The organism is Pseudomonas putida (assembly GCA_041879295.1).
GTDB lineage: Bacteria > Pseudomonadota > Gammaproteobacteria > Pseudomonadales > Pseudomonadaceae > Aquipseudomonas > Aquipseudomonas putida_Y.
The window spans coordinates 2,706,797-2,721,918 of record CP047152.1 but is presented as its reverse complement, the minus strand read 5'-3'; the positions used below and the strand labels follow the sequence as shown (position 1 = coordinate 2,721,918).

General features: G+C 60.2%; 13 protein-coding genes. 8 read left to right on the top strand and 5 right to left on the bottom strand.

The genetic code is table 11. The features are described from left to right. Window positions 1–67 precede the first annotated feature (67 nt). Together GST84_12330 and GST84_12325 are read left to right on the top strand one after the other, a co-directional pair. The gene (locus GST84_12330; GenBank protein XGB13115.1) at window positions 68–754 is read left to right on the top strand and encodes a type 1 glutamine amidotransferase domain-containing protein; all 687 of its coding nucleotides are present in this window, start codon (window positions 68–70) and stop codon (window positions 752–754) included. A 129-nt stretch (window positions 755–883) separates the two neighbouring features. After that, on the top strand, window positions 884–1,690 hold the full coding sequence (locus GST84_12325; protein ID XGB13114.1) for a hypothetical protein: 807 nt from the start codon (window positions 884–886) through the stop codon (window positions 1,688–1,690). 22 nt (window positions 1,691–1,712) lie between these two features. Here the strand turns inward: GST84_12325 and hppD are convergent, their stop codons facing one another. Beyond that, complete coding sequence (gene hppD / locus GST84_12320; GenBank protein XGB13113.1) at window positions 1,713–2,789, bottom strand: 4-hydroxyphenylpyruvate dioxygenase; 1,077 nt, start codon at window positions 2,787–2,789, stop codon at window positions 1,713–1,715. Window positions 2,790–3,087: 298 nt separating this feature from the next. Here hppD and GST84_12315 point away from each other — a divergent pair, with 298 nt between their 5' ends. Further along, window positions 3,088–4,674 (top strand): EAL domain-containing protein, encoded by a 1,587-nt coding sequence (locus tag GST84_12315; protein ID XGB13112.1) that lies wholly within the window; start codon window positions 3,088–3,090, stop codon window positions 4,672–4,674. Window positions 4,675–4,707: 33 nt separating this feature from the next. Further along, window positions 4,708–5,595: an EamA family transporter RarD gene (gene rarD / locus GST84_12310; GenBank protein ID XGB13111.1), complete on the top strand. Its 888-nt coding sequence runs from the start codon at window positions 4,708–4,710 to the stop codon at window positions 5,593–5,595. On the opposite strand, the gene GST84_12305 is transcribed toward rarD, so the two are convergent. Next, window positions 5,558–7,129, bottom strand: a complete 1,572-nt coding sequence (locus tag GST84_12305; GenBank protein ID XGB13110.1) for a CBS domain-containing protein — start codon at window positions 7,127–7,129, stop codon at window positions 5,558–5,560. The genes rarD and GST84_12305 overlap by 38 nt on opposite strands. A gap of 291 nt (window positions 7,130–7,420) precedes the next feature. Here GST84_12305 and GST84_12300 point away from each other — a divergent pair, with 291 nt between their 5' ends. Next, window positions 7,421–8,002 carry a LysE family transporter gene (locus GST84_12300; protein ID XGB13109.1) on the top strand — a complete coding sequence of 194 codons (582 nt, stop codon included), beginning with the start codon at window positions 7,421–7,423 and terminating at the stop codon, window positions 8,000–8,002. Here GST84_12300 and GST84_12295 read toward each other — a convergent pair. The 3 genes from GST84_12295 to GST84_12285 all read right to left on the bottom strand — a co-directional run bounded on the left by GST84_12295 (window position 7,967) and on the right by GST84_12285 (window position 11,209). Next, window positions 7,967–8,815 carry a helix-turn-helix domain-containing protein gene (locus GST84_12295; GenBank protein XGB13108.1) on the bottom strand — a complete coding sequence of 283 codons (849 nt, stop codon included), beginning with the start codon at window positions 8,813–8,815 and terminating at the stop codon, window positions 7,967–7,969. The genes GST84_12300 and GST84_12295 overlap by 36 nt on opposite strands. A gap of 47 nt (window positions 8,816–8,862) precedes the next feature. Next, window positions 8,863–9,981, bottom strand: a complete 1,119-nt coding sequence (locus GST84_12290) for a DUF563 domain-containing protein (protein XGB13107.1) — start codon at window positions 9,979–9,981, stop codon at window positions 8,863–8,865. A 73-nt stretch (window positions 9,982–10,054) separates the two neighbouring features. Further along, a complete protein-coding gene (locus tag GST84_12285; GenBank protein ID XGB13106.1) occupies window positions 10,055–11,209 on the bottom strand; it encodes a hypothetical protein in 1,155 nt (384 codons plus the stop codon). A 455-nt stretch (window positions 11,210–11,664) separates the two neighbouring features. Here GST84_12285 and GST84_12280 point away from each other — a divergent pair, with 455 nt between their 5' ends. The 3 genes from GST84_12280 (at window position 11,665) to GST84_12270 (ending at window position 15,107) form a co-directional block, all read left to right on the top strand. After that, window positions 11,665–13,284 carry an aldehyde dehydrogenase family protein gene (locus GST84_12280; GenBank protein XGB13105.1) on the top strand — a complete coding sequence of 540 codons (1,620 nt, stop codon included), beginning with the start codon at window positions 11,665–11,667 and terminating at the stop codon, window positions 13,282–13,284. Window positions 13,285–13,394: 110 nt separating this feature from the next. Continuing rightward, on the top strand, window positions 13,395–13,874 hold the full coding sequence (locus GST84_12275; GenBank protein XGB13104.1) for a VOC family protein: 480 nt from the start codon (window positions 13,395–13,397) through the stop codon (window positions 13,872–13,874). A 51-nt stretch (window positions 13,875–13,925) separates the two neighbouring features. Beyond that, a complete protein-coding gene (locus GST84_12270; GenBank protein ID XGB13103.1) occupies window positions 13,926–15,107 on the top strand; it encodes a hypothetical protein in 1,182 nt (393 codons plus the stop codon). Window positions 15,108–15,122 lie beyond the last annotated feature (15 nt).

Genomic DNA, 15,122 nt, shown 5'->3' with positions numbered 1-15,122 from the left:
TGCTATTTAGGTTTTCCCTCGGGCCAGGGAGCACCGGCCCATTCAGGTTGCCGACGGGAGCAGGGTCATGAGCAAGAAAATTCTGGTGGTGTTGACCAATACAGCGAAGTATCCAACCCTCAAACGGGCAACCGGGTTGTGGCTGGGTGAAGCCGTTCACTTTGTCGAGAAAGTCGAAAAGGCCGGCTACACGGTCGATTATGTCAGCCCACAGGGCGGTTACGTTCCCGTCGACCCGAAAAGCCTGGAGATGGCCCCTGACCTGGACTGGCAGTGGTACGACGACAAGCGCTTCATGACGCGCCTGGGCAGTACATTGGCCCCAGGGCAGGTGAAGGCCGACGAATACAGCGTCATCTATTACACCGGTGGGCATGGGGTGATGTACGACTTCGCCGATAACCAGCCGTTGCAGGAACTGGCACGCAAAATCTACGAAAAAGGTGGCATTGTCGCAGCAGTCTGTCACGGCGTTGTCGGCCTGCTGAACATCAAGCTGAGTAACAACTGCCTGCTGCTCAAAGACCGCAAGGTGACCGGCTTTTCCAACATAGAGGAAAAACTGGTCGAATTGAACGACGTAGTGCCTTTCTTGACGGAGATCGAGCTTGTAGGTCGCGGCGGTAAGTACAGCAAACATGATGAACCGTGGAAGCCGTACGTGGTCGACGATGATCGGCTGATCACCGGGCAGAACCCCGCTTCCACTGCCTTGCTGGCCGAAGCAGTGCTTAAAAAGCTCAACGGCAGTTAGCTACATCAAGGCGCTCGATTTCCTACCGTTTCAACTGCAGCCGGACTACAGCAGCCCGGACAGCAAATACATAGGCTCAGGGCTCAGCTGTTCACCACGAACAGTTTCAGAGCGGAGAACTATTAGCCTATGTCGAAAATCATGCACGCAGGGCGCAGCATGGTGGAGCTGCTGCTGCTCATTGCAGTGGCGCTGGTGCCTGTGGTTTCCGGTTTGCTGGTAATGGCTTTCCAGCTGGAAGCGAAACTTGCGGAAAACGCCAGCATTTCCGTTCAGGAGGCGGTTTTCAGCGTCGATAATGCACTGGACAGAATGCACGAGACAGCCCTACGCACCCTGCCCTTTGCAGGGGAATCTTGCGATAGCGTCAAAAGTGCCTTGCAGGACCAGGTTGCCATTCGCTCCATGGTCAGGTCATTGACCTTACTCAAAGACAATCAACCTTACTGCAGCACGGCTTCAGGTTCGCTGGAGCATTATTCATCGTTCGCGTTGTCCGGCCAGCGGGTCGCACTGTCCTACGGCCCTCCTGACACGCGCCAGAAGCTGCTGGTCGACTTTCATCAAAAAGGCAAGAACAATGGCGTGATCGTGACAGCCTATGCCATGCAGATTCGCAACGAACTGGATGGCTTTCAGGATGGGCTGACACTGCTGGTCGAGTTTGGCGACCGCTACATATGGAGCAATGGTGACAGCCGCGGCCTCGAACGCCCTTCACAGGCCGAGTTTTTTACCAGCGCAATGTCGGCCAGATATGGCTACACGGTCAAAGGTGGCTACCCGGAGGGCTTCACCGCTCAGGAAATCCGCCAGTCGGTGCTGCAGATCGCGCCCTCGCTGATGCTGGTGGGGATCGTGACCGGCTCGATCGTTTATCTGGCCCTGTTCAGGGCACGTGCAAACAGGCGGGGTACCGCCGCCGAACGAGCATGACGACGACGGTACTCCAAGGCGGTCAGTCTGTGCTCAGCACGCCACGGCGTACCTGGTCACGTTCGATGGATTCGAACAGCGCCTTGAAGTTGCCCTCACCAAAGCCATCGTCACCTTTGCGCTGGATGAACTCGAAAAAGACCGGGCCAAGCAGGGTTTCCGAGAAAATCTGCAGCAGCAGGCGCTTGTCTTCGGGTTGCGAGGCGCCATCGAGCAGGATGCCACGCGCTTGCAGCTGGTCGACCGGCTCACCATGGCCAGGCAAGCGCTCTTCGAGCATTTCGTAGTAGGTTTGCGGTGGCGGGGTCATGAAGCGCATGCCCAGCCCCTTCAGGGCATCCCAGGTCTTGAGCAGGTCATCGGTCAGGAAGGCCACGTGCTGAATACCTTCACCGTTGAACTGCATCAGGAACTCTTCGATCTGCCCCGCGCCCTTGGACGACTCTTCGTTGAGCGGGATGCGGATCATGCCATCAGGAGCAGTCATGGCCTTGGAAGTGAGGCCGGTGTATTCGCCCTTGATGTCGAAGTAGCGGATTTCACGGAAGTTGAACAGCTTCTCGTAGAACCCGGCCCAGTAGGCCATACGCCCGCGGTAAACATTATGGGTGAGGTGGTCGATGATTTTCAGGCCAGCCCCCACCGGGTTGCGATCCACGCCTTCGATAAAGTTGAAGTCGATATCGTAGATCGAGCTGCCTTCCTCGAAGCGGTCGATCAGGTAGAGCGGTGCCCCCCCGATACCCTTGATCGCCGGCAGGCGCAGTTCCATCGGGCCGGTTTCGATTTCTACCGGCTGGGCGCCCAGTTCCAGGGCGCGGGCATAAGCCTCATGGGCATTGCGCACGCGGAAGGCCATGCCACACACCGACGGGCCATGTTCAGCGGCGAAGTACGAGGCGATGCTTTTAGGTTCATTGTTCAGGATCAGGTTGATGTCACCCTGGCGATACAGGTGCACATCCTTGGAACGGTGGGTGGCCACTTTGGTGAAGCCCAGTATCTGGAATACAGGCTCAAGTACGCCCGGGGTCGGCGAAGCCAGTTCGATGAATTCGAAGCCCATCAGGCCCATTGGATTTTCGAAGATATCAGCCATGTTCATGTTCTCATCTGCAGCGAAAATTATTGATTGCGTGGGATGTGGAACAGGAACGGCGGTGAGCACGGAATGCCCCGCACACTACGGGCGAGGTAGTCACCTATGATCAGCTTGAACCCATGGTATGTCATATGGACCCATTCTCGGCGGGCTTGATCCTTCGGAAGTGAAGGACCTTATTGTTGTATTCGTAAATCGATTCTACATTGCGTAAAATGGTTTGTCGCGTTTTAGTTACTCGTACGCGCCGACAAACGGCTATCCTCTCGTTTTACTTCATGATAGTCAGGTCAGCATGCCCCTTACCGTCAAACGCCGCGCCGCCCTCAGCTGGCGCACGCTGTTGCCCTGGGTCGTCGGCGTGCTGCCGGTCATGTGCGGCCTGGCCGTGATGAACTGGCAGGTCGAGCGTGAAATGCAGGCCAGCAGCCAGGCCACCACCCGCCAGGCACTGGAGCACGTCGAACACATTCTCGACGACCTGTCCCGTGCCGCCAATTCGCTGCTTCCACTGACTGACAGCCCATGCGAGCAGGTCAAGCTTATGCTACGGGCCCAGGTTACCCGCAATGCCTTCGTGCGCTCGACCAACCTGTTCAGGCACAACAACCTTTATTGCACTTCGCTGTTCGGCGAGTTCGAAGAACCGGTCAATCCTGGCGATTACGTCGACGGCAAGTTATGGCTGATGGACGGCAACTCGGTTACGCCGGGCCACCCGCTGCTGGTCTACCGTGCCAGCGACGGCGACCACGGTGCAATCACCACGGTGGATGGCGACCACCTGCTGACTGCACTACGCCTGATCGGCCCCGATGAAGAACTGCAGATCCGCGTGGGCGACGCCTGGATGGGCAAGGACGGGGTGGTACACAAAGGCGTCTCCCCCGCAGCACCCAGTGCCAACGTGCTGATTGGCTCAACCCGCTACCCTTTCAGCGTGCAGGGCGGCTACGGTGCCGACAAGCAAGGCCAACTGTTACGCAGCCACTACCCTGGCCTGCTCAGTCTGCTGCTGGTGCTGGGTGCCCTGGCGGCGCTGGTATGCCGCTGGCAGATTCGCCGCGCCACCTCACCGCGTGCCGAACTGGAGCGTGCCCTGCAGGCCGATGAATTCCTGCCGTATTTTCAGCCGGTGGTGCGCAAGGGCGATTACCGCTGGGCTGGCGCGGAAGTGCTGATGCGCTGGCACCACCCGCGAGAGGGCCTGGTTCGCCCCGACCTGTTCATCCCCTATGCCGAACACAGCGGGCAGATTGTCGCCATGACCCGCGCGCTGCTGACACATACCGCGCAAAGCCTGGCGCCCTATGCCGGCCTGTTGGAAGACGGCTTCCATATTGGTGTCAACATCACCGCTGACCACTGCCGCGACCTCAGCCTGCTGGATGACTGCCGCACATTCCTGCAGCACTTTCCGCCCGGTCGGGTGGTGCTGACCCTGGAGCTGACAGAGCGCAAGCTGATCGAGCCCACGCCGGTCACCCTTGAACTGTTCGAAAAGCTGCATGCCATGGGCGTGATGATCGCCCTCGACGACTTCGGCACCGGCCAGTCGAGCCTCAACTACCTGCGGCAATTCAAGGTCGACTACCTGAAGATAGACCAGAGCTTTGTTGCCATGATCGGCGCCGATGCGCTGTCAGTACACATTCTCGAGACCATCATCGAGCTATCAGGAAAGCTGGACCTGGGTATCGTCGCCGAGGGTGTGGAAACCGCCATGCAGCGCGACTACCTGGCCGCGCACGGGGTGGACTTCCAGCAGGGTTACCTGTTCGCCAGGCCCATGCCGGCCGCCCAGTTCCTCGAAGCCCTGGCCACTCGCCCGGGCGCAACGCAGTTGCCGCAAGGCGCGCCCCCTGAGATCATGCGCGGCTGATCAACCCGCTCAATTCCCTTATTCGAGGCATTCGTGTCAAAAGGCATTGTTTCATCGGTCATGGCGTCCTGTTTGTTCGCTGTGATGTACTTCTATACCTCCCTGCTCAAGCCACTCGATGGCGAAGAAATCTTTGGCTGGCGTACCCTGCTGACACTGCCCTGCCTCACCTTGTTCATGCTTGTCTCGAAAGACTGGAAGCGGGTGGGCGAACTGATGGGGCGGGTGAAACGCACACCGGTGCTGTTGCTCGGCATGGTCGGCACGTCCTGGTTGATGGGGGTGCAGCTGTGGCTGTTTTTATGGGCGCCCCTGCATGGGCGCAGCCTGGAAGTGTCGATGGGTTACTTCCTGCTGCCACTGGCCATGGTCCTGACCGGGCGACTGGTATATGGCGAGCGCCTGTCACGCCTGCAGACGGTAGCCGTGGCCTGCGCCGCGCTGGGCGTGGGCCACGAGCTGTACCAAAATGGCAGTTTTGCCTGGGAAACCCTGCTGGTCACGATGGGCTACCCGATCTACTTCGTGCTGCGCCGACGCTGCCGCACCGACCATCTGGGTGGTCTGTGGTGCGACATGTGCCTGCTGCTGCCGTGGGCGCTGTACTTCGTGATCCAGAGCCCACTGTCCAGCGCGGATCTGCAAGCACACCCGGGGCTCTACGTGTTGATCCCGATCCTTGGCGCGATCAGCGCTTCGGCGCTGATCGCCTACGTGCTGGCCAGCCGCATGCTGCCATTCAGCCTGTTCGGCCTGCTCAGCTACGTCGAACCCGTGCTGCTGGTGGGCGTGGCGTTGCTGCTGGGCGAAACCATCGGCCCGGATCAGTGGCTGACCTACCTGCCAATCTGGGCCGCGGTACTGGTGCTGGTGCTTGAAGGCTTCAAGCACCTGCTACGTCAGCGTCGCCGTTCGGTGTAAGCCGAACCTGGCGCACTCGTCGCTCTTCAACCGCCTCTACGGTCAGCATCCAGCCATTCCAGGCCAGCCGGTCACCGACCATCGGTAGACGGTCGAGCAAGCTCATCACCAGGCCCGCAAGGGTCTGGTAATCCTCGGTAGCACGGGCACTGAAGCCAGTACGCGCCTGCACCTGGCTGAGGTTCAGCGCACCGCTGACCACAAAGCCTTCACCCTCCTGAACGATGCCCGGGCCTTCAACTTCGCTGGCATCCGGCAGCTCCCCGGCAATCGACTCAAGGATGTCGGTCATGGTCAACAGCCCGGTGAAGTCACCGAATTCGTTGACCACAAAGGCAATATGCGTCGACTGACCGCGCATTTGCTCCAAGGCATTGAGGATGCTGAAGCTCTCCAGCAGGTTCAACGGCGCCCGGGCCATGTTTTCCAGGTCGGGCTGGCTACCCGAAAGCAGCTCTTTGAGCAGTTCCTTCTTGTGCACAAAGCCCAAGGGCTCGTCCACACGGCCATCGCGGATCAGCGGCAGGCGCGAGTACGGCGAATTGGCCAGGGCCTGGGCAATGGCATCAGCCGGTTGCGCCAGGTCGATCACATCAACCTCGGCACGGGCAGTCATCACCGTACGAATCGGTCGCTCGGCCAGGTTCAGCACGCCGCTGATCATGACCCGCTCACGCCGGTCGAACAGCACCTGTTCCCCGCCGCCCTCGACCAGGTCGGCAATTTCCTCGCCTACCTCGTCAGCCTCGACCCGGCGGCCGCCCAGCAGGCGCAGCACGGCATGGGCAGTCCGTTCGCGCAACGGCCGATGCTGTTGCAAGCTGCGCTTGCGGCGGGCACGGGCCAGTTGGTTGAACATCTCGATCAGGATCGAGAAGCCGATGGCCGCGTACAAGTAGCCTTTCGGGATATGGAAACCCAGGCCTTCTGCGGTGAGGCTGAAACCGATCATCATCAGGAAGCCCAGGCACAGCATGATCACCGTGGGGTGGGCGTTGACGAAGCGGGTCAGCGGCTTGCTGGCAACGATCATGATACCGATCGAGAAGATCACCGCGATCATCATCACGGACAGCTCATCGACCATGCCCACCGCCGTGATCACGGCATCCAGCGAGAATACCGCGTCCAGTACCACGATCTGGGCAACGATCGGCCAGAATGCGGCATGGCGCAGTGTGCCACTGGCCTGGGTCACGTGACCTTCCAGGCGTTCATGCAGCTCCATGGTGGCCTTGAACAGCAGGAACACACCACCAAACAGCATGATCAGGTCACGGCCAGAGAAGCTCTTGCCGAACACTTCGAACAGCGGTGCGGTCAGGGTGACCATCCACGAAATGCTGGCCAACAGGCCCAGGCGCATGATGAGCGCCAGGCTCAGGCCAATGACCCGCGCGCGGTCGCGCTGGTGGGGCGGCAACTTGTCGGCGAGGATGGCGATGAACACCAGGTTGTCGATACCCAGCACCAGCTCGAGGACGATAAGCGTCAGCAGGCCTAGCCAGGCCGTGGGGTCGGCTAGCCATTCCATTAGCGGGTACTCACGAGGGAAAAGTCACGAGGACGGGGGAAGGATGGCCAGAAAAGCCGAAAACTGGGGGGCTCCGCGAAGGTGCTCATATAGACCTTGATAACAAATTGGGAGAACGATGCTACAAGCACAGCAGGTTTCTGTAGTAGCGCAAAACTATTACAAAACCTGTACCCCCCTGCATCGCCATTAGCCCAACAAGCGCGAGTTGTGCGCAGGTACTTTTGTTCAATACATCAGAACACCAGCCACGCGAGGATAACGCCTTCCCTAAACACCTGGATCTTCCTCATGAGCCTGTACTTGTCCATGGCCGCCTTCGCGCTTGCGGCCTCGATCTCCCCCGGCCCGGTCAACATCGTCGCACTTGGCAGTGGTGCCCGCCATGGCCTGCGCGCCAGCGTGGCACATGTAGCCGGCGCCACGCTGGGCTTCTGCCTGTTGCTGGTGCTGGTAGGGCTGGGCCTGCATCAACTGCTGTTGCGTTGGCCCCTGTTGGGCCTGATGTTGCACTGGGGCGGTGTGGCGTTTCTGCTATACATGGCGTGGAAACTGGCCAGTGACGACGGCAACCTGAACAACGCACAGCCTACCCATGCCCCTTCAGCCTGGCACGGCGCAGCGATGCAGTGGCTTAACCCCAAAGCCTGGTTGGCAGCCGTTGCCGGGGTGGGAGCCTACACCGGCGGTGAACAGCACTTGCTGTGGCTGTTTACCTGGATCTACGGCCCAATCTGTTTCATCTCGGTGGCCTGCTGGGCCTGGGCCGGCAGCGTGATTCGCCAGTATCTGGACAGCCCACGTCACCTGCGCATGCTCAATCGGAGCCTGGCCGTGTTACTGGTCGCCAGCGCGGTTTACCTGATCCTTTAAGGCTTGCCCGGCTCCTGCAGGAGCGCCCAGGCTAGCGACGGCGTTTCTGTAATGCCCCGGTGTCGCCGCCAGGTGCTGTTTGAATGCCCGCTGCAGGTGCGCCTGATCAGCAAACCCGGCGTCCTGCGCAACTTCAGCAATTGAGCGGCCCTGGCGCAACTGCGCCCGGGCCAGTTGCACGCGCTGGTCCAGCAGGTAGCCATGCGGCGTCAGGCCAAAGCTTTGGCGAAAGGCACGAATCAGGTAGGACCGAGACAGGCCACAAGCCCCGCAGATATCCTCGAGGCTGAGCGGGTCACTGCGATGGGCGCGTATGAACGCTGCCGCTGCATCCAGCCGTGGATTGCCCTCGCCACCCTCGCTGGCATTACCGCCAAGCATGCCCGGCAACTCGTGAAACAGGGCCGCCAGGCGGGCTTCGCGATCAGGCAGCCTGGCGTCGAACAGGTCGGCAAATGCCTGCAACAGCCGCCGATACAACACAGGCGAGCGACTCCAGGTCTGCGTGGGCAGGGTAAAACCCACTGCCTGCAACCAAGGCTGATCGACGAACAGCATCAGGTAAGACCAGGGTTCCCCGGCAATAGGGTTGCAGGTATGCACCACGCCTGGGTTCATCAACACCGTGGTACCCGCCCCAACCTCAATGCACTGGTCACTGTTGATGTAAGTGCTACGCCCCCCCGTGATGACACCGATGGAGAAGCTCTCGTGGGAGTGCGCGGCGTAGCACACCTTGCGCCCGTCCCCTACCCGTCGGGCTTCGACGAACGGCAAGGCAGGGTCGCGCCAAAACCGTGATACCTCGATCATCCTCTACTGCCCTGTCCGCCGCTGATCCATGCACGGATACTACACACTTATCGTGGGAACAGATCCAGCGTGCGCTCCACCTCGCCAATATCAATCCTGAAACCATCACCTTCCGGCAGGCCAACCACAAAGCCGAAATGCTGGTGATCACGATCCGTCAGGTACTTGTAGTAGCTGACGAAACGGTTCGGCGGCTGCAAAGTCAGCAGGCAGCCTCCAGCCTGGAGCACATTCACGCCATGCACTAACTGGCTACCCTCTACCCCGATGACCACCTTAGCCCCGGCGCACGCCGCGACAATGCTCGGCAGATCGGACTTCAGCGGGTTGACGATGCGAAAACCGCGGGTCGTGCGCAGGTGTTCGGCAAGCTCCAGCTCGTTGCGCAACAGGCGCAGGTCACCATCACCGCCCCGCAACAGGAAAACCCCCGGGTGCTGCGTGTACGACACATGCGACAGCAGTTTGTCACCCATGGCTCGGTAGCGAGCATGCCGGCTGCGGTTGTTGCTCTGGTCATCGAACAGCACCAGCTCGCGAAAGAACGCACTGCGCAGGCGCAAAGGTTTCATGTCCAGCCAGTCTTCATAGGCCGGTGCCTGGGTAAACAGCGGATACCTGGCAGAGGGGGCGGTGGTCACCGGGATGCCTTCGTTGCAGGCCAGCGCATAGGTCGGGCAATCTTCCATCAGCCAGGTGCCGAACCAGGCGTTACCGTTTTGTGTGCAATAGATCGCGGCGCGGTCGATTTCATTGTCGATGAGGATGGTCGGGAAGGTATTCGGCTTCTGTGACAGCCAATGGCTGGCCTTGCCCTTGTACAACGCCCCATCGACCAGCCACACATCCTTGATCAGGTAGCCGCGGGTTGGTCCTTGCAACGCATTGACGCCTCCCGCCATGGTCTGCGCCGGGTGCACGTAGGGGTAAAACCGCTTGCCTTCCCAGCCCGTCACCCGCTCCAGCTGGCCGGGCAGGAAAATGGCCGGCGGCGAAACCGTGGCTTCGCCCGGGGCGATGTCCCAGCTCTTGGTGGCGAGGTTCTTGATGTCGATCGCCGCTCTTCTGCCAAGTCGTTTGCGCAGCATGTAGCGGTAGGCGGCCAAGGTCCAGGTGTGTTGCCTGGCTGCGGGCGATGCACTGAACTGCGAGATGTCGCTTCCCATGAAGCGTCCTCCCCTGATGACGAAGTCTGGACCCCGGCGCCAGGCGCCAGATCAATGCATCCCTGGCTGTCACTCAATCACTCGTGACTCTTTCCATGGTGGGCGGTGATTGCAAGTTGGCGTAACGGCTGCGCAACGTTTCCACGAACGGTTCGCCAGCCCCGCTGCCTCCATAGAGATAAATCTTGTGCAGGCCACCAAACACCATTTCGTGATAGCGGCTGGCAACTTCCTCATCGCTTGGGCCATCCGGCAGCCCCAGATGCAACGTCAGCTTGTCGCCTTCGACCGCGAACATCGGCGTATCCCACAGGAACTTTGCCGTACCGGTCTTGGGCAGACGGACAAACAGGTACGCATGGTTACCCAGCGAGTCGATATCACCACCGCGGCGGCGCTTCCACTTCAGCAGGCCGTCGTCCGGGCGCGCCAGACACAGGCCGATATCGTAATAATCGAAGCCCTGCTCCAATGCCCATTCGAGCGCCATGAAGGTGGTGATCGAGTTCACCTCGCGCAATTTCTTCGCATCGGAAAACACCGCTTCACAATAACCAAAGCGCAACGTGCTCCAGTAACGCTTGCCGCCGCGCACCACTTCACACCCCAGGTGGCAGCCAATCACCTCATCGCCCAGCATGATCAAGTCAAGCCGGCCGACACTCTTGGCAATACGGAACACCTCTTCGGTAGGAAACTGCGCGGCATGAATGCCCTGCCGGGCCGAAGCATAAGGGCGCAGCAGATCCCGGTCGGCCATGGCGATTTCTTCGTCCGAAAGGGTTTGGCGCATGTGATAGAGCGGCCGGTTCTTGCGAATGCTGCGCCGCAGTTCGCTGTCGTAACGGGCAGTGATGTCTTCCAGCGAGCGCCCCAACGGCACCACGGCGCTCAGGTAATGCGGCACCGACAACGCCCCCGACGTGGGCATTTCGCTGATGACCACTACGTGGCTGGCAGCCGCCGTGGCATTTGCACCGTCTACGATCGATGCGCTGCCTTGGCCCTTGCCACCGATCAGCAGCTTGGCCATCTCCCGTTGCTGCTTGCGGCCGATGTAGAGGATTTCGTACGGGCTCTCCTGTTGCGGGCGAAACCTGGCAACTTCCCAACGCCAGAGACAGGCACGCGCCAACATTTCTCGCACTTTGCTGGACAGCAGCCTGATTTCGTAGCGCGTGGAGGGCGACAGGAGCTTGCGCGCCACAGTCGTCAAGGTCTTTTTCATTTCTTCTTCGACGTCCTTTTGAAGTGCACTATTGGCCAATCGGAACAAGAGAAAAAACCCGCAATAACACTTAACACTTTGATTTTTATTGTTTTACTTGAAACTTAATTATCACATTCAGTAACAATTTAAGATGCCTGCAAACGCTTTGGCAAGCGGCTTCTGGCTGACTTTAGATCAAGTTTCATGGCGTCAAATTCCCCGCATCAAACCGATGCTCAGCAGCACTTTTGCTATAACCGTGCCCATCAAGCGTCCGCCGCCCACTTTGCTATCAATGAATAACCTTTGGCGCCTTCTCTAGCATAAACGACCGTCAGGCCGCCGACTGCTTGCCGGTAGGCATGGGCGGCCATGTTGAGCCAGACTGGTGTTTTTCCGGCAGCCAGTGCATGCTCTGGCTGAAACGATTCAACTGACTTGAAAACCGCCCTTTGATGTGAGGTGCAGTACCCATGGACCGTTTGCTCGATTCACTCTTCCCCAGCGCCGAGAACATCCCGGAAACCTGGCGCCTGGGAGCCCCACTGGAACAACGCGACTACCTGGTCAACGGTGAACTCAGGCGCTGGGACGGCCCGTTGGCCACGGTGCGCAGCCCGGTGTGGATCAAACAAGGCAACGAAGAGCATCAGGTCATATTGGGCAGCGCCCCGCTGCTGGATGCCGATACCGCGTTGACCGCCCTCGATGCCGCCGTGCAGGCCTATGACAAAGGCCGTGGCGCCTGGCCGAACATGCGCGTGGCCGAACGTATCCAGCATGTCGAAACCTTCCTTGCACGCATGCGTGAACAGCGCCAGGCCGTGGTCAAGCTGCTGATGTGGGAGATCGGCAAGAACCTGAAGGATTCGGAGAAGGAATTCGACCGCACCTGCGACTACATCGTCGACACCATCAACGCCCTCAAGGACCTGGACCGACACTCCAGCCGCTTCGAACTGGAACAAGGCACCCTCGGCCAGATCCGTCGCGTCCCGCTGGGCGTGGCACTGTGCATGGGGCCCTACAACTACCCCCTGAACGAGACCTTTACCACACTGATCCCGGCGCTGATCATGGGCAACACTGTGGTGTTCAAGCCGGCCAAGTTTGGCGTACTGCTGATTCGCCCCTTGCTTGAAGCGTTCCGCGACAGCTTCCCGGCAGGCGTGATCAATGTCATCTATGGACGCGGCCGGGAAACGGTTAGCGCGCTGATGGCCAGCGGCAAGGTCGATGTATTCGCCTTCATCGGCACGCACAAGGCCGCCAGCGACCTTAAGAAACTGCACCCCCGCCCGCATCGCCTGCGCGCCGCACTGGGCCTGGACGCCAAGAACCCGGGCATCGTGCTGCCCCAAGTCGACCTCGACAACGCTGTCGAAGAGGCCGTCACCGGGGCGCTGTCGTTCAACGGCCAGCGCTGCACAGCGCTGAAGATACTGTTCGTGCACGAGGATGTGGTCGAGGCCTTCCTCGACAAGTTCCAGCGCAAACTGGCCGCGCTCAAGCCCGGCATGCCCTGGGAGCCTGGCGTGGCACTGACGCCGTTGCCCGAGCCCGGCAAGGTTGACTACCTCGATGGCCTGGTAGCCGATGCGGCGGCCAAGGGTGCACGCGTGCTCAACGAAAATGGCGGGCAAAGCCGTGGCTCATTCTTCTACCCGGCCTTGCTGTACCCGGTCAGCCGGGAAATGCGCGTGTACCACGAGGAGCAGTTCGGCCCGCTGGTACCGGTGGTGCCCTACCGCGACCTGCAGACGGTGATCGACTATGTGCTGGACTCCGATTACGGCCAGCAACTGAGCCTGTTCGGCAACGACCCGGCCACCATCGGCAGCCTCGTCGACATCTTCGCCAACCAGGTCGGGCGCATTAACATCAACGCTCAGTGCCAACGCGGGCCGGACACCTACCCGTTCAATGGCCGCAAGAACAGCGCCGAGGGCACGCTGTCCGTGCATGACGCTTTGCGTGTGTTCTCCATTCGGACGCTGGTCGCCACACGCTTCCAGGAGGCCAACAAAGCGCTGATCAGCGAGATCATTCGCAACCGCCAGTCGAGCTTCCTGACCACCGACTACATCTTCTGACCGCCGCGCTTATAGACAATCGATCTAGCGTCACTGTCGATTTTCCATCTGGGCGAACGACTCTAAGCAACAGGGCGCCCTTCGGCGCCCATTGCACAGGAGAGTCGAACATGGCAGTCAAACCCATCCCCGAAGGCCAGCGCAGCATCACGCCCTACCTGGCCATCAACGACGCCGCCAAGGCCATCGAATTCTACAAGCAAGCTTTTGGTGCGAAGGAAATGTTCCGCCTCGATGCCCCGGGCGGTCGCGTTGGCCATGCCGAACTGAGAATCGGCGATTCTTCGCTGATGCTGGGCGACCCCTGCGACATGGAAGGCGGGCTCACCGCCAGCCAGAAACTCAGCGGTGCGGGTGTAGGTCTGCACTTGTATGTTGAAGACTGCGACAAGGTCTACGCCCAAGCCTTGGCCGCCGGGGGCATCCAGTTACATCCCTTGACCGACCAGTTTTACGGTGACCGCAGTGGCACCCTGAAAGATCCGTTTGGCAACATCTGGTTCGTTTCCACCCACAAAGAGGACCTGACCCCCGATGAGATTCGCGCCCGTGCCGCGAAGATGTTCGGCGGTAGCCAAGCGGCGAGTTGAAAGCAACGCGACTTTGCTTGAAGCTTGGGGCTCGTAGCTTGGAGCTGCTTCATGCGAATCATCGACAAAACCGCCACCCAGGTACGCAGCCTGACCCCCGCTGAAGAGGAACTGCTGGTCGGCTTTGCCACCGGCAGCCTCGCCGGCCCGCGCCTGCTACAGGCCAACCAGCTACTGATGAAAGTGCGCAACGCCAACCAGTGGCTGGCTTGCGACTGCCGCAACGATGCCTTGCCGGTGCTCAACGTCACCCTCAACGGCAGCACCGGTACGCTCTTCCTCAAGAACAACCCAGGCACTGCCGAGCACGCGCCAGGCTGCCCGTTCACCAAGGACGAGCGGGAAGCCGCCGAACGCGAAAATGACCCTGTCCCACCCGCCGCCTGGCTGCCGCCCGACACACCCTTGCGCCTGATCAGCGACTTCCGTGCTGGCACGGCCGGTGCCGTCGGCGATGGCAACGACAAACGCGAACAGCAGCGCCTGTTGTCACTGCTGCTGACCTGGATCGAAACCAGCGGGCTCAACCTTTATGCCACCCACCTGAAAAAAGACCTGACCACACAGTTTGCCGAGTTGCGCAGCGTGGCCAGCCGCTATCCGCTGCTGGAGCGGGTGCCCGCCAGCAACTACCTGGAAACACGCCTGGACATGAAGCACATGATGATGCTCAAGTCCCGTCTGCGCGAAGCCTCTATGTTTGGCAACCATCGCCGCCACGGCCTGCTGCTGGACTGCGTCGACCAGATCAAAGGGCGCAAGCTGCTCAACAACCGCAGCGAGGAAGGCTTCGATTTCCAGGGGCATCACCTGTACTGGGGCGGAAGCCGCACCACCGGGCCGTTGCTGGCGCTGATGATCTACTCGCCGACCAGCGCCGGTAGCCATTTCTATGAGTTGATCCATGTGGCCAGTGTGCCCGTGCTGTCGCGCGCGCATCTGTTCCCGGTGTACCGCGATGAAGAGCGCGAACCGCTCAAGGCATTGGTGTCGCTGATCGACTGGATGGCCAGTAAAGGCGTGAAAGTGCAGATGCGTCGCCCCGTGATCGGTGGGCAGGTGATGGATGAGCTGGTGCTGACCTCGGACCAGGACCGGGTGTTGTCAGTGTCGCTGCTGGAACAACCCATCGGCCCTGAGCCGGATACCGAGAACTTCAAGCGCTACGCCGACTTCAAAAGCCTGGAAACGTTCCGCAAGTTCGTTGCCGGCTTTTTCATGCGCGAGCGTTGAAACCCGTTCGTTGGG

Excerpts from the sequence above, each read along its gene's own strand:
- GST84_12270 (XGB13103.1), top strand. The coding sequence starts at position 13,926 with ATGCGAATCATCGACAAAACCGCCACCCAGGTACGCAGCCTGACCCCC.
- hppD (XGB13113.1), bottom strand. The coding sequence starts at position 2,789 with ATGGCTGATATCTTCGAAAATCCAATGGGCCTGATGGGCTTCGAATTC.
- GST84_12305 (XGB13110.1), bottom strand. The coding sequence starts at position 7,129 with ATGGAATGGCTAGCCGACCCCACGGCCTGGCTAGGCCTGCTGACGCTT.
- GST84_12280 (XGB13105.1), top strand. The coding sequence starts at position 11,665 with ATGGACCGTTTGCTCGATTCACTCTTCCCCAGCGCCGAGAACATCCCG.
- GST84_12290 (XGB13107.1), bottom strand. The coding sequence starts at position 9,981 with ATGGGAAGCGACATCTCGCAGTTCAGTGCATCGCCCGCAGCCAGGCAA.
- GST84_12330 (XGB13115.1), top strand. The coding sequence starts at position 68 with ATGAGCAAGAAAATTCTGGTGGTGTTGACCAATACAGCGAAGTATCCA.
- GST84_12325 (XGB13114.1), top strand. The coding sequence starts at position 884 with ATGTCGAAAATCATGCACGCAGGGCGCAGCATGGTGGAGCTGCTGCTG.
- GST84_12285 (XGB13106.1), bottom strand. The coding sequence starts at position 11,209 with ATGAAAAAGACCTTGACGACTGTGGCGCGCAAGCTCCTGTCGCCCTCC.
- GST84_12275 (XGB13104.1), top strand. The coding sequence starts at position 13,395 with ATGGCAGTCAAACCCATCCCCGAAGGCCAGCGCAGCATCACGCCCTAC.
- GST84_12315 (XGB13112.1), top strand. The coding sequence starts at position 3,088 with ATGCCCCTTACCGTCAAACGCCGCGCCGCCCTCAGCTGGCGCACGCTG.
- GST84_12295 (XGB13108.1), bottom strand. The coding sequence starts at position 8,815 with ATGATCGAGGTATCACGGTTTTGGCGCGACCCTGCCTTGCCGTTCGTC.
- GST84_12300 (XGB13109.1), top strand. The coding sequence starts at position 7,421 with ATGAGCCTGTACTTGTCCATGGCCGCCTTCGCGCTTGCGGCCTCGATC.